Annotated in this window: 15 protein-coding genes; 12 read left to right on the top strand and 3 right to left on the bottom strand. The window is 60.8% G+C overall.

All coding sequences use genetic code 11. The features are described 5' to 3' along the window. The first annotated feature begins 24 nt into the window (after positions 1-24). The gene (locus tag V6S97_RS07455) at positions 25-414 is read left to right on the top strand and encodes a DoxX family protein (protein ID WP_031233598.1); all 390 of its coding nucleotides are present in this window, start codon (positions 25-27) and stop codon (positions 412-414) included. Positions 415-577: 163 nt separating this feature from the next. Further along, the gene (locus V6S97_RS07450) at positions 578-1486 is read left to right on the top strand and encodes a DMT family transporter (protein WP_334426442.1); all 909 of its coding nucleotides are present in this window, start codon (positions 578-580) and stop codon (positions 1484-1486) included. A gap of 245 nt (positions 1487-1731) precedes the next feature. Here the strand turns inward: V6S97_RS07450 and V6S97_RS07445 are convergent, their stop codons facing one another. Next, complete coding sequence (locus V6S97_RS07445) at positions 1732-3204, bottom strand: DEAD/DEAH box helicase (RefSeq protein WP_003509499.1); 1473 nt, start codon at positions 3202-3204, stop codon at positions 1732-1734. A 505-nt stretch (positions 3205-3709) separates the two neighbouring features. Between V6S97_RS07445 and V6S97_RS07440 the strand changes: the two genes are divergently transcribed. Then, positions 3710-7384: a PAS domain-containing hybrid sensor histidine kinase/response regulator gene (locus V6S97_RS07440; protein ID WP_334426441.1), complete on the top strand. Its 3675-nt coding sequence runs from the start codon at positions 3710-3712 to the stop codon at positions 7382-7384. 31 nt (positions 7385-7415) lie between these two features. Here V6S97_RS07440 and mnmD read toward each other — a convergent pair whose 3' ends face one another. Next, positions 7416-8183, bottom strand: a complete 768-nt coding sequence (gene mnmD / locus V6S97_RS07435; RefSeq protein ID WP_020809252.1) for a tRNA (5-methylaminomethyl-2-thiouridine)(34)-methyltransferase MnmD — start codon at positions 8181-8183, stop codon at positions 7416-7418. Between mnmD and V6S97_RS07430 the strand changes: the two genes are divergently transcribed. The 9 genes from V6S97_RS07430 to V6S97_RS07390 all read left to right on the top strand — a co-directional run bounded on the left by V6S97_RS07430 (position 8182) and on the right by V6S97_RS07390 (position 14130). Further along, positions 8182-9390, top strand: a complete 1209-nt coding sequence (locus V6S97_RS07430) for an NAD(P)/FAD-dependent oxidoreductase (protein ID WP_162727531.1) — start codon at positions 8182-8184, stop codon at positions 9388-9390. The genes mnmD and V6S97_RS07430 overlap by 2 nt on opposite strands. A gap of 96 nt (positions 9391-9486) precedes the next feature. Next, entirely contained in the window at positions 9487-10194 is a 708-nt protein-coding gene (locus V6S97_RS07425) for a DUF1045 domain-containing protein (protein ID WP_080866361.1), read from the top strand. Between the two features lie 203 nt (positions 10195-10397). Further along, complete coding sequence (puuE, locus tag V6S97_RS07420) at positions 10398-11321, top strand: allantoinase PuuE (RefSeq protein ID WP_022556760.1); 924 nt, start codon at positions 10398-10400, stop codon at positions 11319-11321. Next, entirely contained in the window at positions 11321-11818 is a 498-nt protein-coding gene (gene uraD / locus V6S97_RS07415; protein ID WP_112978201.1) for a 2-oxo-4-hydroxy-4-carboxy-5-ureidoimidazoline decarboxylase, read from the top strand. Before puuE ends, uraD begins: the two co-directional genes overlap by 1 nt. Before the next feature lie 53 nt (positions 11819-11871). Continuing rightward, complete coding sequence (locus tag V6S97_RS07410) at positions 11872-12165, top strand: nucleotidyltransferase family protein (protein WP_003509513.1); 294 nt, start codon at positions 11872-11874, stop codon at positions 12163-12165. After that, complete coding sequence (locus V6S97_RS07405; protein ID WP_111792579.1) at positions 12162-12524, top strand: HepT-like ribonuclease domain-containing protein; 363 nt, start codon at positions 12162-12164, stop codon at positions 12522-12524. Before V6S97_RS07410 ends, V6S97_RS07405 begins: the two co-directional genes overlap by 4 nt. 3 nt (positions 12525-12527) lie before the next feature. After that, entirely contained in the window at positions 12528-13028 is a 501-nt protein-coding gene (locus V6S97_RS07400; protein ID WP_111784878.1) for an ureidoglycolate lyase, read from the top strand. Then, positions 13025-13381, top strand: a complete 357-nt coding sequence (gene uraH / locus V6S97_RS07395; protein WP_111784877.1) for a hydroxyisourate hydrolase — start codon at positions 13025-13027, stop codon at positions 13379-13381. Before V6S97_RS07400 ends, uraH begins: the two co-directional genes overlap by 4 nt. A gap of 5 nt (positions 13382-13386) precedes the next feature. Next, the gene (locus tag V6S97_RS07390) at positions 13387-14130 is read left to right on the top strand and encodes a metallophosphoesterase family protein (RefSeq protein ID WP_003509517.1); all 744 of its coding nucleotides are present in this window, start codon (positions 13387-13389) and stop codon (positions 14128-14130) included. A gap of 3 nt (positions 14131-14133) precedes the next feature. Here V6S97_RS07390 and V6S97_RS07385 read toward each other — a convergent pair whose 3' ends face one another. Continuing rightward, positions 14134-15402 carry a D-alanyl-D-alanine carboxypeptidase gene (locus V6S97_RS07385; RefSeq protein ID WP_334426574.1) on the bottom strand — a complete coding sequence of 423 codons (1269 nt, stop codon included), beginning with the start codon at positions 15400-15402 and terminating at the stop codon, positions 14134-14136. Positions 15403-15445: the final 43 nt, after the last annotated feature.

Raw genomic sequence — 15445 nt, 5'->3', positions numbered from 1 at the left:
CCACTTCAACGGGGACACATGACCATGGCAACTTTCGACTCTCTCTCTCGCTATCGCCCGCAGGCACTCGGGGCGCTGCGCATCATGACGGCGCTGCTTTTCATTGCGCATGGAACGCAGAAGCTGTTCGGTTTTCCGGCATCGCAGATGGATGGCTCCCTGCCGACGATGCTGCTGGTGGCGGCGCTTCTGGAACTCATCGGCGGCATTCTCGTGCTGATCGGCCTGTTCACGCGCCCGGTCGCCTTCATCCTGTCCGGCCAGATGGCGGTCGCCTATTTTATGGCGCACGCGCCCAGCAACTTCTTCCCGGCCCTGAACGGTGGTGATGCCGCCATCCTGTTCTGCTTCATCTTCCTCTATCTGTTCGTTGCCGGTCCGGGCGCCTTCTCGGTGGATGAGCGCCGGGCCTGATCTGCCCGACCTGTCATCGATCTCTTTTGCCGAAGCTCCGCATGGTCACGCCATGCGGAGCTTCTTTTTTTGAAAAGGGTTGAAACTTCGGCCGCGGCCGAAGCATCGAAGCTTGTTTTCGGGTTAGAACGCGCCATCCTGAACGCAGTAGGAAAATCGATCCGTGACCCCTCAGAACACCATCACCCGCGAATTGCTGCTTCTCGCCCTGCTGTCCACGCTGTGGGCTGCATCCTACACTTTCATCAAGATCGGGGTGGAGACGATACCGCCCATCACCTTCATCGCATCGCGCACGCTGATTGCCGGTCTGCTGCTCTACGTGGTGATCCGGCTGCGCGGGCTGCGCCTGCCCACGGATTTTGCGACGTGGCGGCTGTTCTTCATTCAGGCCTGTATCAACAGCGTTCTGCCCTTCACGCTGATTGCCTGGGCGGAGCAGAGCATCGATGCCGGTCTCGCCGTCATTCTCAATGCGACGACGCCGATCTTCACCTTTCTTCTCACAGCGCTTGTGATCCGGCACGAGCCGGTCAGCGGGCGCAAGCTGTTTGGCACCATTGCCGGCATGACGGGCGTGTGCCTCATCATCGGTGTCGAAGCCTTAAGCGGTGCGGGGGAGGCGATATGGAGCCAGCTCGCCGTGCTGACGGCAGCTTTTTCCTATGCCTGCGCGGCCATTTTCAGTAAAAATTTCAAAGGGCTTGATCCGGTCATGCCGGCCGCCGGTTCACTCATCTGCGGTGCTGTCCTGCTATTGCCCGTGAGCCTGATCGTTGACCGACCCTGGACGTTGTCGCCTTCGGCGGCGTCACTGACCGCACTGGTGTGCCTCAGCGTCTTTTCGACCGCGCTCGCCTTCATGATCTATTTCCGGCTGATGCAGACGCTTGGTTCGGTCGGCACCACCTCGCAGGCCTATCTCAGGGTGCCGGTCGGCGTCGCCATCGGCATGGCGTTTCTGGGGGAGATGCCGACGCCTGCCATGTGGGTCGGTCTTGTCTGCGTCATTGCCGGTGTGCTGGCCATGACCCTGCCGTCAAGGCGTCGTCCGGTCGCGCAGGGTGGGTGAGGGGAAACAAAGCCCCGTTAGCCGGGTGGCTTCTGCATGCGCTCCCTCATTCCTGTGCTTGTCACAGGAATCCAGTCGACGCGCGTCCGCGCGGCGAGAGGGTCCTTTCAGCCCAAGGACTTGGGCTGGCTGGATCCCTGTGACAAGCACAGGGATGAGGCCTATAGACACTAGGTCGAGACCGGACTTCTCCGCCTTACAGACGAAAAAGCCGGGCGAAAGCCCGGCTTAACGATTAACGTCTCTTAGCGGTTGCGGCCGCGATTGCCGTTGCCGGAAGCGCGCTTTTCCTGGCCGCTGCCGCCGGCAGGGGCGTGGCGGTTGGCGCCGCTGCCGCCGGGCTTGCGGGCCGGGCGGCGTTGCTTGCGCGGGCCGGCCGGGCGGCCTGCATCGCCTTCCGCTGTCTTGACGCGCTTGAAGTCGGAGGTGACTTCCAGATCGTTGTCGGCATCGCGCGGTGCATGGTGGCGGGACGGGCGGGATTCGCCATTGTGACGTCCGCCTTCACGCGGGCCGCGCTGCTGGCCACCATTATTGTTGCGGCCGCCACGGTTGTTGTTCGGGCGCGTCGGGCTGGCGAGACCGGCCGGACGTTCGCCTGATGCGACCGGAATATCGATCTTCATCAGCTTTTCGATATCGTGCAGCAGGCGGGTTTCGTCCGGTGCGCAAAATGCGATGGCGATGCCGTCGCGGCCGGCGCGGGCGGTACGGCCGATGCGGTGGACATAGGCGTCAGGCACTTCCGGCAGGTCATAGTTGAAGACATGCGTCACGGCCGGAATGTCGATGCCGCGGGCAGCGACGTCGGTTGCGACCAGTACCTTGATCTCACCATCCTTGAAGCCCTTCAGTGCCCGCTCGCGCTGGCCCTGGCTCTTGTTGCCGTGGATGGAGGCGACCTTGAAGCCAATATGCTCGAGATGCTTGTAGAGCTTCTCGGCGCCGTGCTTGGTGCGCAGGAAAACGATGGCGCGGCCATCCGGGTTCTCATTGAGCGACTTCTTCAGGAGGTCGGTCTTGTCGTTCTTGCCGGCGACGAAATGCACGTACTGCTCGACCTTGTCGGCAGCCTTGCCCGGAGGCGTCACTTCGACCTTGACCGGATCGGTCAGGTAATTATGCGACAGATCGGCGATCGCCTTCGGCATGGTGGCCGAGAACAGCAGCGTCTGGCGCTTGGCCGGGACCATCTTGGAAATCTTGCGCAGGTCGTGGATGAAGCCGAGATCGAGCATCTGGTCCGCTTCATCAAGCACCAGATAGGTGACCTTGGAGAGCGAGATGGCGTTGCGGGCGATGAGATCAAGCAGGCGGCCGGGGGTCGCCACCAGAATGTCCGTGCCCTTTTCGAGCTGGAGCTGCTGCTTGTTGATCGATGCGCCGCCGACCACCTGGTTGATGCGGAGCGGCGTCTTCTTCACGAAGGAGCGCAGGTTTTCACCGATCTGGTTCACCAGCTCGCGCGTCGGGGCGAGGATGAGGGTGCGGCAGGTGCGGTTTGCCGGGCGGTCCGCCTGCTTCATCAGCATTTCGATGATGGGCAGGCCGAAAGCGGCGGTCTTGCCGGTGCCGGTCTGTGCGAGGCCGATCAGGTCGCGGCCTTCGAGCAGCAGCGGAATGGCCTTTGCCTGAATGGGAGTAGGGGTCGTATAGCCAAGCTGGGTAACGCTGGCCACGATCTTTTCGGAGAGGCCGAGTTCGCTAAAACTGGTCAATATAATGCCTTTCGGGGCGCCAAAACAAACTCATCCGGAGCAGGGCTGCTGTCCGGTGGTCTCGGCGTCAAGAACCCCGCGTGAATTGGGAACTTGTGGGTTGGAATAACTTTCTGCGCATCAGTGCGGCACATGCCGTCTTCTGTATTCTTTGCGCTTTTCCTTCATGCGGGCCAGATTCCTTTTTTAAGGAAGTTTTTCTGGTCATACGCTGCAGCTCACGCGGCTGCCAAAGGTGAAAGCTTGAGGGGCATGTGGGCGTTTTGTGCGTCAAAGTCAAGCAATAGTTTTGTAACACGGCCGCAGGAGGGCGCATGGCAGCCATGCATCTCGGTGGCCGGCGAATACCGTGACGGCACAGGCGCAGGCGAAGAATTATGGTTAAAAAAGGGTAACGGCACCGTCGGATACATAGCAAAGATCGATTTTCTCACATAACGTTTTTGCGACGGCGTCCAGAACTATTTGATTCGACAAGAATGGACTGCAGGGTGTGGAGTATCGATTGACCGAAGGCTGCGGGTTGCTGGAAAAGGCTTGCAGGGCTGTGGCCGCCCTGGACCTGCCCGCGTGCATCAAGGACAGCGAGCTGCGCTATGTCGCGGTCAACGCCGCCTATGGCCGGGTCATGGGACGCCCGTCCGGAGCGTTCAAAGGATACACCAGCCTTTCCCTTTCCGCCGATATTCGCGATGCCGAGCGGGAGGACAGGGAGCGCCGCTCGCTGGTCTTCGCCACGGATGAGATGATCGCCTGCCATGGCGCGGATTCGTCCGGGCCATATACGCTTCGTTGCGAACGTTTCACCGGTGACGATGGCAATCTGTTCCTGTTCGAAGTGTTCGAGGACATGCCGTCCGCCGTCGTGGAGATTTTTCCTGACGCCGGCAGCGCTTCGGACCTGCTGTTTGACAGCGGCGTGATCGATCTCGTTGATGCGGGTATCGTCATTTATGACCGCGAAAACCGGCTGGTCTACTGCAACGCCCGGTTCAGGGAGTTCTACAGCGCCCTCGGTGTCGAACTGAAGGCCGGCGTCCCGCTCGAGACGCTGATGAGGGCCATTTATTTTTCGAGCGGCTACCGCGACGCGAAAGAAGACGATCCGGCATTCGAAGGGTGGATGCAGGAGCAGTTGCGGGAGTTTTCCCTGCCCTATCTCGAAAGGGTGGAGCAGTTTGCCGATGGCCGCTGGGTGCGCATGGTCAACAAGCGGCTGGAAAACGGCATGCTTGTCGGGCTGCGGGTGGATGTCACCGAGTTCAAGGCGCATGAGACGCTTCTGAGCACGCAGATCCGCGAGACCTGGCTTCTGCGCGCCGCACTGGAGCAATTGCCGGTCGGCGTGTTCCTGAGGGATCAGGACAGGCGGCTGACCTTTGCCAATGCGGCCTATGAGAAATATCTGGGCGGCAGCCTCGCCGACCATATCGGCAAGACCGAATGCGAGATGTTTCCGGAGGAAGGCCTGCAGTTCCAGCGGGAAAACGAGCATATTCTGCGAACCGGAGAGGCCGTTGAAAAGACGGGAAGCGTTCCGCTTTCGGATGGCAGGGTCGTTCCCGTCATCACAAGGCTCGGCCGGGTGGCGACGCCTGACGATGAATATTATCTGGTGGGCTCGGTCACCGATGCCAGCCTGTTGCAGGACCGGGAAAAGGCGCTGATCGCGGCGCAGGCCGAGGCTGAGGCGCTGCACCGCCAGCTCGAAGCGGTTCTCCATGCCCTGCCGGTGGGCGTGCTGCTGCTCAGCGCCGATCTCGTCATCGAATATGTCAATCCGTTCTTCTATGAGGTCTGGGGCGAGATCGGCGGCGAGAAGTCGCTGGTCGGCAAAAGTTATCGCGAATTCATGGAGATGAATTTCGACAGCGGCCTTTATGACTATGGCGACAGACCTTTCGATGAGGTCTATGGCGAGCGGGTGCAGCGGCTTCTGCAGGAGGAGGTCTTTGCGCCACGTGAGGTGCGCAGCAAAAGCGGCAAGGTCACCGTCATTTCGAAAACCCGGCTCGAAGGCGGGAAAATCCTCAGCACCTATGCCGATGTCACCGATGTGCGCATGCGCGATGTTGAGATCAGCAAGGCAAAGGCCGAACTGGAGCGGGTCGGCGAATATATGCAGGGCGCCACGCGCGCCATGGCGCAGGGGCTGGTGCTGGTCGAGCAGGGCACGATCATCATGTCCAACGAGGCGATGGCGCGCATGTTCGACGTGCCGCCGCATCTCCTGGAAAAGGGCTGCAACTGGTCGGGTTTCTTCGCCCATTGCGCCGGGCGCGGGGATTTCGGCACGGCTGACGAAGCGGCCGGGACGCTTGCCGCCTGGAGGGAGAATATCGCCGCCAACCGGCCGTTTTCCTGGCTCATCCATGTCGCCGGCAAAAGCTGGCTCAATCTGGAAGCCACCAACAGTTCCGGCAATTACTGGCTCATCATCGTCACCGATGTGACCGAGATGAAGCTGCGTGAAGAGGAATTGCAGCGGCTGCTGTCGCGCGCGGAGGCGGCGGATCGGGCCAAATCGGAATTCCTGGCCAATATGAGCCATGAAATCCGCACGCCGATGAATGGCGTTCTCGGCATGGCGGAGCTTCTGGCCAAGTCCAATCTCGATACGCGGCAGAAGACTTTTACCGATATCATCGTCAAGTCAGGCAACGCGCTTCTGACGATCATCAACGATATTCTCGATTTCTCGAAGATCGAGGCCGGGCAGATGAGGCTGCGCAGCGTGCCTTTCGATCCGGCGGAGGCGGTCGAGGATGTGGTGTCCCTCCTGTCCTCGGCGGCGCTGGAAAAGGACATCGAGCTGATCGTCCGTATCGATGCTTCGGTTTTCGGCAAGGTTATCGGCGATGCCGGGCGCTTTCGCCAGATCGTGACCAATATCGTTGGAAACGCCGTCAAGTTTACGGAAACGGGGCATGTGCTGGTCGAGCTTTCGGCGCGGTCGGCGGAAGCGTCCGAGGCCATCCTGTCGCTGCGCGTCGAAGACAGCGGCATTGGCATTCCGGCCGACAAGCTCGAAACCATCTTCGACAAGTTCAGCCAGGTCGATGGCTCCGCGACGCGCCGGCACGAGGGAACGGGGCTGGGCCTGGCGATCACGGTCGGCCTCGTCGGTCTGTTCGACGGCGCGATCAATGTCGTCAGCGGCGTCGGCAAGGGATCGACCTTCGAGGTCAATATTCCGTTTCAGGTGATCGAGAGACAGCGCGACCTCCCTCTTCTTTCCGTGGCGATCGACGATATCCGTGTGCTCGTCATCGACGATAACGATGTCAATCGCCGCATATTGACGGAGCAGCTGAGAAGCTGGGGCGTAGACGGCCATGCGGTGGAAGACGGGCCTTCCGGCATCGCCGTGCTGCAGGAGGCGGCATCGCTCGGCTTTTCCCTCGACGCCATCATTCTCGATTATCATATGCCCGTCATGAATGGGCTGGATGTGGTGGAGCGCATCCGGGCGGATGCGCGCTTTGACGACATCGCCATTGTTTTCCTGACCTCCATGGATGTCGTCGGTGACGAGACGCTCTTTACCGATCTCAACGTGCAGGCGCATCTGATGAAGCCGGCGCGGGCGCGGCTCCTGCGCTCCACCCTGTTCGATGTGGTGCGGGATGTGCGGCTGAAACGCGCCCGGCAGGCTCCGTCCCCGCGCGAGGCAGGCCGCGGCGAGGGCGCCATCCGGCCGGAAAACGGCGCCGTCGAGAGGAAACAGCGGGCCGATATATCAACGGCGATGCCGGCGCGGCATCGGCCCAGCCTTGTCGATGTGCTGGTGGCCGAGGACAATGACGTCAACCAGATTGTTTTCACCCAGATATTGCAGCAGGCGGGTCTGCGCTTTCTGATCGTCGGTAATGGCAAGAAAGCCGTACAGGCGTGGCAGGAGAATAATCCCGCCATCATCCTGATGGATGTCTCGATGCCGGTCATGAACGGGCATCAGGCGACGCAGGCCATCCGCGCCGCCGAACGGATGGCCGCCGATGGCAGGCATGTGCCGATCATCGGCGTTACCGCCCATACGCAGGAGGCGGATCGAGAACTATGCCTGGAGGCGGGCATGGATGATTATCTGTCGAAGCCCATCAGCCCGGAAACGCTTGAAGACAAGATCGCGCAATGGCTGGGCGAAAACATGCCGCGCCGCGACGCGCCGGGCGTCTGAGTTTCCAACTGGAACATGGTTCTGCCTGGCGTCAGTCGGAGGGTTTGGTGCCGCAGAGCATCTCGCGCTTCCCGGCAAATCCTTTCCGGCGTTCCAGCTCAAAACCGGCCGCGATGAGGTTGCGGCGAACGAAGCCGGCGGCGGCATAGGTGGCGAATGTGCCTCCCGGCGCCGTCTTAGCGAAAAGCGCCTGCATGATCTCCAGCGACCACATGTCCGGATTGCGCGCGGGCGCGAAACCATCGAGAAACCAGGCGTCGAAACTTTCCGCGCTGCCGGAAATGCCGGCGAGCGCCTCGCCGCAGACCACCGTCAGCTGCGTTTCCTCATCCAGCTGGATTTCGACCCGGCCTTTCGGCTCGGCAGGCCAGAGCGCGGTGAGCGCCTTGCGTTCGGCATCCACTTCCGGCCAGCGGGAAAGCGCCCGGTCGATTTCCTCCGCCTTCATCGGGTAGAGTTCGAAGGAGATGAAATGCAGCCTGGAGCGGCCGTTGCGGGCCTCTTTCCATTGGCGCCATGTCTCGCAGAGGTTAAGCCCGGTGCCGAAGCCGAGTTCGCCGATGCGGAAGACACCCTCCCGTTCGAGCCAGCGCTCTGGCAGGCCGTTTCCGGACAGGAAGACATGGCCGCATTCCAGCCTGCCGTCCGTCTGGCAATAAAAATGGTCGTCAAAGGCCAGTGAATAGGGCATATCCCCGTCACGCCAGTCGAGCGCGGTGTGGCTTTCTCCGGCCGGTGAACCGGTCGCAGCGCCGGTCTCTGGGCCAGTATCTGTGAAAGTGTCGTTGGAATGTTTCATGGCTAAAGCCGATAATCCCGGTTTCGAACAGGGTCAATCGCCAAGATTGCCGGCTTCCATGCCGCTCCTCATCATCGGCGGCGGCATTATGGGGCTGTGGGCCGCCGTCAAGGCGGAAAGGCTCGGCATCGATACATTGCTGGTGGAGGCGGAACGCCCCGGCGGCGGCGCCAGCGGCGGGCTGCTGGGCGCGTTGATGCCGCATATGCCGGATCGCTGGTCGGACAAGAAGCAGTTCCAGTTCGATGCCCTCGTTGCGCTGGAAAAAGAGATCGCCGGGCTGGAGGCGGAGACCGGGCTTTCCGCCGGCTACCGCCGCTCAGGCCGGATCATTCCACTGCCGAAGCCGCATCTGCGCGCCATTGCCGAGCGGCACGAACGGGATGCGCTGGAGAACTGGGTGTCGGGTGAGCGCCGGTTCCATTGGCATGTCGGCGACAGCCCTTCGGTCACGGGCTGGGTGGATGACGCGGCTGGTGAGGCGGGTTTCGTGTTCGATACGCTGGCGGCGCGGGTCTCGCCGCGTGCGATGATCGCCCTTCTTTCGGCTTTTCTTGGCAAGACGCGGCATGTGCGGCTGGCGCAGGGTTGCCGCGTCCTTTCGCTTGACGCTGAAGCCGGGCGGGCGGTGCTGTCGTCGGGCGACGAGGTTTCTTTCGGCCATGTCATCGTTGCCAACGGACATGATTCTTTCCCCTTGATCCGCGATGCTCTCGGTCTGGAGGCGGGCGTTACGCTCGGGCAGGCGGTGAAGGGACAGGCAGCGCTTCTCGACGCGGCGGCCGACCCGGCGATGCCGGTCGTGTTTCTGAACGGTCTTTATATCGTGCCGCATGAAGACGGCACCGTTGCGATCGGCAGTACCAGCGAAGATTGTTTTTCCGATCCCTTAAATACCGATGAAAAGCTCGAAAAACTGCTTGCCGACGCGTCTGCCGTTGTTCCCTCGCTTGCCGGTGCGCCGGTGCTGGAACGCTGGGCGGGGCTGCGCCCGAAGGCGGTGGGGAGGGACCCGATGGTGGGGGTGCTCCCCGGCCATCCGAAGCTCGTTGCGCTGACCGGTGGCTTCAAGGTCAGCTTCGGTCTTGCGCATTTTCTTGCCGATGCGGCATTGCAGACCGTGTGTGGTCACACGCCTGTCATCCCCTCAGGCTTTCGCCTTCAAGAACACGTGAGTATTGCCGTCGCGGACTTTAGAAAGTTCTGATCAGGCCGCCCACGTCGTTAATCTGTCACGCAAATCACTTATCTGCTGGCCTGCAAAGAGGCCGGTTTGTCCGCATTTGCGGCGAGGTGACAGCGCATGCGATACGCCATTCATTTCACGCCTTCCCCCAATGACCCCCTGACGCAGGCGGCCGCCGCGTGGTTGGGGCGCGATGTCTATTCCGGTCAGGCGGTGGAGCCTCCCGGCACGATCGACCTCGGCATGCAGGAGATTTCCTACCATACGGCCCTGCCGCGCCGGTATGGTTTCCATGGCACAATCAAGGCTCCTTTCCGCCTTGCCGAAGGCCATTCCGAAGCAGCGCTTTTGCGGGACCTGATGTATTTTTCCGGCAGGCAGGATCCTTTCACGTTGCCACAACTGGTGGTGGCAAGGCACGATAATGTCTTCAGTCTTGTTCCCGAGCGTCCCTGCGAAGTGCTGCATTTTTTTGCCGCCCGCGTGGTGCAGGAATTCGACCGCTACCGTGCGCCGCTTTCCGAGGCGGAAATCGAGCGGGCGGATCCGGACCGGCTTTCGGCCTCACAGCTCACCAATCTGCATCGCTGGGGCAGCCCGCATGTGATGGATGAGTTCCGGTTCCAGATGTCGCTGACGGGCGGTGTGGAAGCTTCCAGCAGCCAGAGGATAGAACGGGCCGTGCGCAAGGTTTTCGAGCCGTTGCTGACCCGGTCCCTGCAGTTCTCCAGCCTTGCGCTTTTCATCGAGGATGAACCGGGCGCGCCTTTCCGCGTACACTCGCTTCACCCCATGGGCCGCGTTTCCGCCCGCAAGATTGCCTGAAGAGCACATTGCGGCAATCGTATACAAAAAAGCATCGGAATGTCGGCAAGATTGATCTCGACATTCCGGATGCGGATGCTACCGTTCGGATATCGCATATCTGAAGCGTGTGTTGTGCCCTTTCCGGGTCGTCGCGTTTTGGAGGTCTGTTTTATGTCTCCCTAATCGGTTTCCGCTTTGGGAGAGATGTTCTGGGTGGCTGCATGATTTCCGAAAATTACTCCCGTAATCTGGTGGGCTACGGCCGCAATGTTCCCGATCCGAAATGGCCGGGCGGTGCGCGCATCGCCGTGCAGTTCGTCATCAATTACGAGGAGGGCGGCGAGAGCTGCATTCTCGACAATGACAAGGCGTCGGAATCGCTGCTGTCGGAAATCGTCGGTGCGCAGCCCTGGCCGGGTCAGCGCAACCTGAACATGGAATCGATCTATGAATATGGCTCGCGCGCCGGCTTCTGGCGGCTGTGGCGTATGTTCACCGGTCTCGGCGTCACCACCACCGTTTATGGCGTGACGGCAGCCATGGCCCGCAACCCCGAAGCCGTTGCGGCGATGAAGGAAGCGGGATGGGAAATCGCCAGCCACGGTTACCGCTGGCTGGAATACAAGGATTTTTCCGAAGAGGAAGAGCGCAAGCATATAGTCGAAGCCGTGCGTCTGCACACGGAGGTTACCGGCGAGCGTCCCTATGGCATGTATCAGGGCAAGCCCTCGGACAACACGCTGCGTCTTGTCATGGAAGAGGGCGGTTTCCTCTATTCGTCGGACTCCTATGCCGACGATCTGCCATATTGGGTGAAGGGCGTGAAGGACGAGCCTTTCCTGATCATTCCCTATACGCTTGAAACCAACGATATGCGTTTTGCCACGCCGCAGGGTTTCAATTCCGGCGACCAGTTCTTCACTTATCTGAAAGATGCTTTCGACGTGCTTTATCAGGAAGGTATTGAAGGCGCGCCGAAGATGATGAGCGTCGGCCTTCATTGCCGTCTTGTCGGCCGTCCTGGCCGCGCGGCAGCTCTTCGCCGTTTCATCGAATATGTGCTCGGCCACGAGAAAGTGTGGATCCCGCAGCGCATCGAGATCGCCCGTCACTGGCACGAACATCATAAGCCGGAGGCGCTCTGATGGTGACGCGTGAGGAATTTGTCGCCCGCTTCGGCGGCGTGTTTGAACATTCGTCCTTCATCGCCGAACGGGCCTACGATGCCGGCGGAGCGGGCCTGGAACTGACGGCGAAGGCGGTTCATGCCGCGCTTTGTGCGCAGTTTCGCGCCGCTTCCGAGGCGGAAAGGCTCGGCGTGTTGCGGGCGCATCCCGATCTGGCCGGCAAGCTGGCGATCGCGGGCGAGTTGACTGCCGACAGCCGCAACGAACAGGCCGGTGCGGGGCTGGACCGTCTTACCCTGGAAGAACATGCCCGTTTTACCGAATTGAACAGCGCCTATACCGAAAAATTCGGCTTTCCCTTCATCATCGCGGTCAAGGGGCTGAACAGGCAGGATATTCTCTCGGCATTCGAGACACGTGTCGGCAACGGCGAGGCCGAAGAATTTGAGACTGCGACGGCGCAGGTGGAAAAGATCGCCTGGCTGCGTCTTTCCGCGATGCTGCCGGAAGGCTGAATTGGCGAGTTGGGGTCGTTCTGCTAGAATCGCGCCTACTGGAGATGGAGATCATGAGACCTTCCGAGGTGCTGGAAAAGAACAGGGAAGCGATCCGCGAAGCGACAAAGCGCTTCAACGCGGCAAACCCGCGCGTGTTCGGCTCCGTCGCCCGTGGCGAGGACCGGCCGGACAGCGATCTCGATATTCTCGTGGATGCGCTGCCGGGGGCAACCTTGTTCGATCTGGGCGGCCTGTTGGAAGAGCTATCGGCCATCATGCGCGGCACGGAAATTCATCTGTTGACGCCGGGGGACTTTCCCGAGCGCGTCCGTGTGAAGGTTCTACAGGAAGCGAAGCCTGTATGAGCGCCGAGCGACTGCATGTTTATCTTCAGGACATCAGACAGATTGCTTCGGAAACCATCGACTTCGTTCGATTGAAGACAAAGGACGAATTTCTGGCTGACCTGGTCCGTCAACGGGCGGTGGCGATGAACCTTCTGATTATCGGCGAAACGACGGCGCGGATAATGGAAGAGTTTCCGGCTTTCGTGGCGGATTTTCCGGATATCCCGTGGGTCAAGATGCGCGGCATGCGGAACAGGATCGCGCACGGATATCTGAGCATCAATCTGGAAACCGTTTGGGATACGACACAGACGGCGATACCGGATCTTCTGGACAGACTCTTACTTCTGCAAAACTGGCATGCCCAAGGTGAATGACATTTGACCGATTTTCTCGACATAAAACCCCTCACCAAAGAGGCATTCGCATCCTTCGGCGATGTGATCGAAATCACGCCTTCCTCCATGCGGCACATCAATGGCGGCCAGACCGAACGGCATCATGCGCTTGCCGCACCCGAGGCTGCGGGCGAGGGCGCATGCATCATCCTCAACATCTTCCGGGGGCAGCCGCGGGTGTTCCCGCATAACATCGAGATGATGGAGCGGCATCCGCTCGGCAGCCAGAGTTTTTCGCCGCTGTCCAGCAGGCCTTTCCTCGTCGTCGTTGCGGAAGATGACGGAGGCCGTCCGGCGCGGCCGCAGGTATTTCTGGCGCGCGGGGACCAGGGTGTGAATTACCGCCGCAATGTCTGGCATTATCCGCTGATGCCGTTGCAGGCGGTTTCGGATTTTCTGGTTGCCGACCGTGAAGGGCCGGGGAACAATCTGGAAGAGTATTTTTTCGATGAGCCCTATATGATCGCGGAGCCCAGCCTATGACCGGTTTGACAACCCATGTGCTCGATGCCGCCCATGGCACACCCGCCGAAGGGCTGGTGATCGAGCTTTACCGGCTCTCCGGTGATCGCCGCGAGAAGCTGAAGACGGTGAAGACCAATAACGACGGCCGTGTTGATGGCGGGCCGCTGCTTGTCGGCGACAGTTTCAAGGCCGGCGAATATGAACTGGTTTTCCATGCCGGTGATTATCTGCGCGGTAGGGGCATCGCGCTTCCGGAGCCGGCCTTTCTCGATATTATCCCGATCCGTTTCGGCATTGCCGATGAGAGCGGCCATTACCATGTGCCGCTTTTGCTTTCGCCCTATAGCTATTCGACCTATCGAGGAAGCTGATCGCCATGATCTTTGCCGCCATTGCCGATATTCACGGAAACTGCGCCGCACTCGAAGCCGTGCTGGAGGATATCGCCAGGCTTGGCATCAAGGATATCGTCAATCTCGGTGATTGTTTCAGCGGTCCGCTGGAAGCGGGATTTACCGGCGATGTGCTTGTTGGCAACTGGATACCCAGCATTCGCGGCAATCATGATCGCGAGCTGATCGAGCGCGCGCCGGAGGAGATGGGGAGCTGGGAACGACCCGCGCATGCGCAGCTGAGCCCAGCCCATATGGACTGGCTGCAAACGCTGCCGTTCAGCATGGTGTTCAAGGACGTCGCCTATTGCTGCCACGGCTCACCGCGCGGCGATCTGGAATATTGGCTCGAGACGCTTTCGCCGGAAGGCGTTCTGAAACTGCGGCCGCTCGCCGAAATCGAAGCCATGGCTGATGGTATCACCCAGCCGCTGATGCTGTGCGGCCACACGCATATTCCCCGTGCCGTGCAGCTTTCCGATGGGCGGCTGATCGTCAATCCCGGCAGCGTCGGTTGCCCCGGCTGGAAAGACGACACGCCTTTCGATCATCACGTCGAGGTGGGTCACCCGCTCGCCACCTATGCCGTGCTGGAAGAGACCGGGCGCGGTTGGCAGGTCTATTTCCGGAATATCCGTTACGACAATCTGGCCATGTCCGAAATGGCGCGGGTCAACGGCATTCCCTATCTGGCCGATGCGCTGGAGAACGGCTGGCTGAAGCGCTAGGGATCACCCCTCGCTGGTCATCACCACGCAGGCATAGGATTGCGCCTTCAGTTCCTTGCACGCGGATACGGCCGAAGACTGGTCTTCGAAGCCGGTGAAGCGGGCGCGGTAGAGCGTCGCCGATCCGCTCCGCACGGCTTCGGTATAGGGAGCGATCCCGGCATAGCTGCCGATGTTGGAACGGGCATTGGCGAGCAGCGAGCGCGCGGCGGCTTCGCTGTCGGTTGCGGCAATCTGCACTTCCCAGCGGCTTCTCTGGCCCGTGGGCTGGCCAATGGCAGCGGCGGGTGCGGGTTTCGGAATGGCGGAGACCTGGATCATGTCGGCCATCTGGTTGTTGGCCGTGGCGATCTGCATGGCGACCGGGTCGGAACGGCGTTCGGCAAACATGGGGAGCGGCACGGCTGCGGGCGGCACATCGAAGGTGCGGCTGACACTGGCGCTGGCGACGAGCTGTTCGGTATTGCGGCTTCTCGATGCCTGCGGCACGGCCTTGTCGAGAAGGGCGGCCATCTGCGCATCGCGACTGCGCGCGGTCTTGCCGCCCAGCACGACGCCGACGACGCGGCGGCCATTGTGATTGATGGCGCTGACGAGGTTGAAGCCGGAGGCATTGGTATAACCGGTCTTGATGCCGTCCATGCCCTGATAACGATACATCAGATTGTTGTGGCCACGGATGCGTTTTCCCCGGAAACTGAAGGATTCCATGGCGAAGAGGCCATATTCCCTGGGAAAGTCGCGCTGCAGCGCAAGGCCGAGCTTGGCCATGTCGCGCGCGGTCGTCACCTGCGATTTGCTGGGCAGGCCGGAGGCGTTGCGGAACACCGTCTTGGTCATGCCGAGCTGGCGGGCCTTGCGGGTCATCATGTCGGCGAACCGCGCTTCGGAGCCGCCGAGGTGATCGCCCATACCTTCGGCCATGTCATTGGCGGATTTGACGATCATGCCATAAACAGCCTCGCGCACGGTGAAGGTCTTGCCCTGTCGCACATAGAGCTTCGAGGGGATAACGGCTGCACCATTCTTGGACATCGTTATCTTCTGGTCCCAGCGAAGCCGACCGGCGTGCAGCGCCTCGAAGGTCAGGTAAAGCGTCATCATCTTGGTGAGTGAGGCGGGGTGATTGAGCACATCGGCATTGCGGGCGGCCAGCACCTTGCCGGTATTGGCGTCCATGATGAAATGGGCATAGCCGGCCTGCGCAGGCGATGCCTGCAATGAGAGGATCGCGCAAAAGAAGGTGAGTGCGAAAACCCATGCACCCGCCATTCCCCGTTTGACCGTTCCCGACATAATCCACCCCTTTTTGTTC

The organism is Agrobacterium sp. CCNWLW155 (assembly GCF_036888815.1).
Lineage (GTDB): Bacteria > Pseudomonadota > Alphaproteobacteria > Rhizobiales > Rhizobiaceae > Agrobacterium > Agrobacterium radiobacter.
The sequence above is the reverse complement of the archived record's forward strand: the minus strand, read 5'-3'. Positions and strand labels throughout refer to the sequence as shown.

Excerpts from the sequence above, each read along its gene's own strand:
- V6S97_RS07385 (WP_334426574.1), bottom strand. The coding sequence starts at position 15,402 with ATGGCGGGTGCATGGGTTTTCGCACTCACCTTCTTTTGCGCGATCCTC.
- V6S97_RS07390 (WP_003509517.1), top strand. The coding sequence starts at position 13,387 with ATGATCTTTGCCGCCATTGCCGATATTCACGGAAACTGCGCCGCACTC.
- uraH (WP_111784877.1), top strand. The coding sequence starts at position 13,025 with ATGACCGGTTTGACAACCCATGTGCTCGATGCCGCCCATGGCACACCC.
- V6S97_RS07430 (WP_162727531.1), top strand. The coding sequence starts at position 8,182 with ATGGCTAAAGCCGATAATCCCGGTTTCGAACAGGGTCAATCGCCAAGA.
- V6S97_RS07455 (WP_031233598.1), top strand. The coding sequence starts at position 25 with ATGGCAACTTTCGACTCTCTCTCTCGCTATCGCCCGCAGGCACTCGGG.
- mnmD (WP_020809252.1), bottom strand. The coding sequence starts at position 8,183 with ATGAAACATTCCAACGACACTTTCACAGATACTGGCCCAGAGACCGGC.
- V6S97_RS07405 (WP_111792579.1), top strand. The coding sequence starts at position 12,162 with ATGAGCGCCGAGCGACTGCATGTTTATCTTCAGGACATCAGACAGATT.
- puuE (WP_022556760.1), top strand. The coding sequence starts at position 10,398 with ATGATTTCCGAAAATTACTCCCGTAATCTGGTGGGCTACGGCCGCAAT.
- V6S97_RS07410 (WP_003509513.1), top strand. The coding sequence starts at position 11,872 with ATGAGACCTTCCGAGGTGCTGGAAAAGAACAGGGAAGCGATCCGCGAA.
- uraD (WP_112978201.1), top strand. The coding sequence starts at position 11,321 with ATGGTGACGCGTGAGGAATTTGTCGCCCGCTTCGGCGGCGTGTTTGAA.
- V6S97_RS07425 (WP_080866361.1), top strand. The coding sequence starts at position 9,487 with ATGCGATACGCCATTCATTTCACGCCTTCCCCCAATGACCCCCTGACG.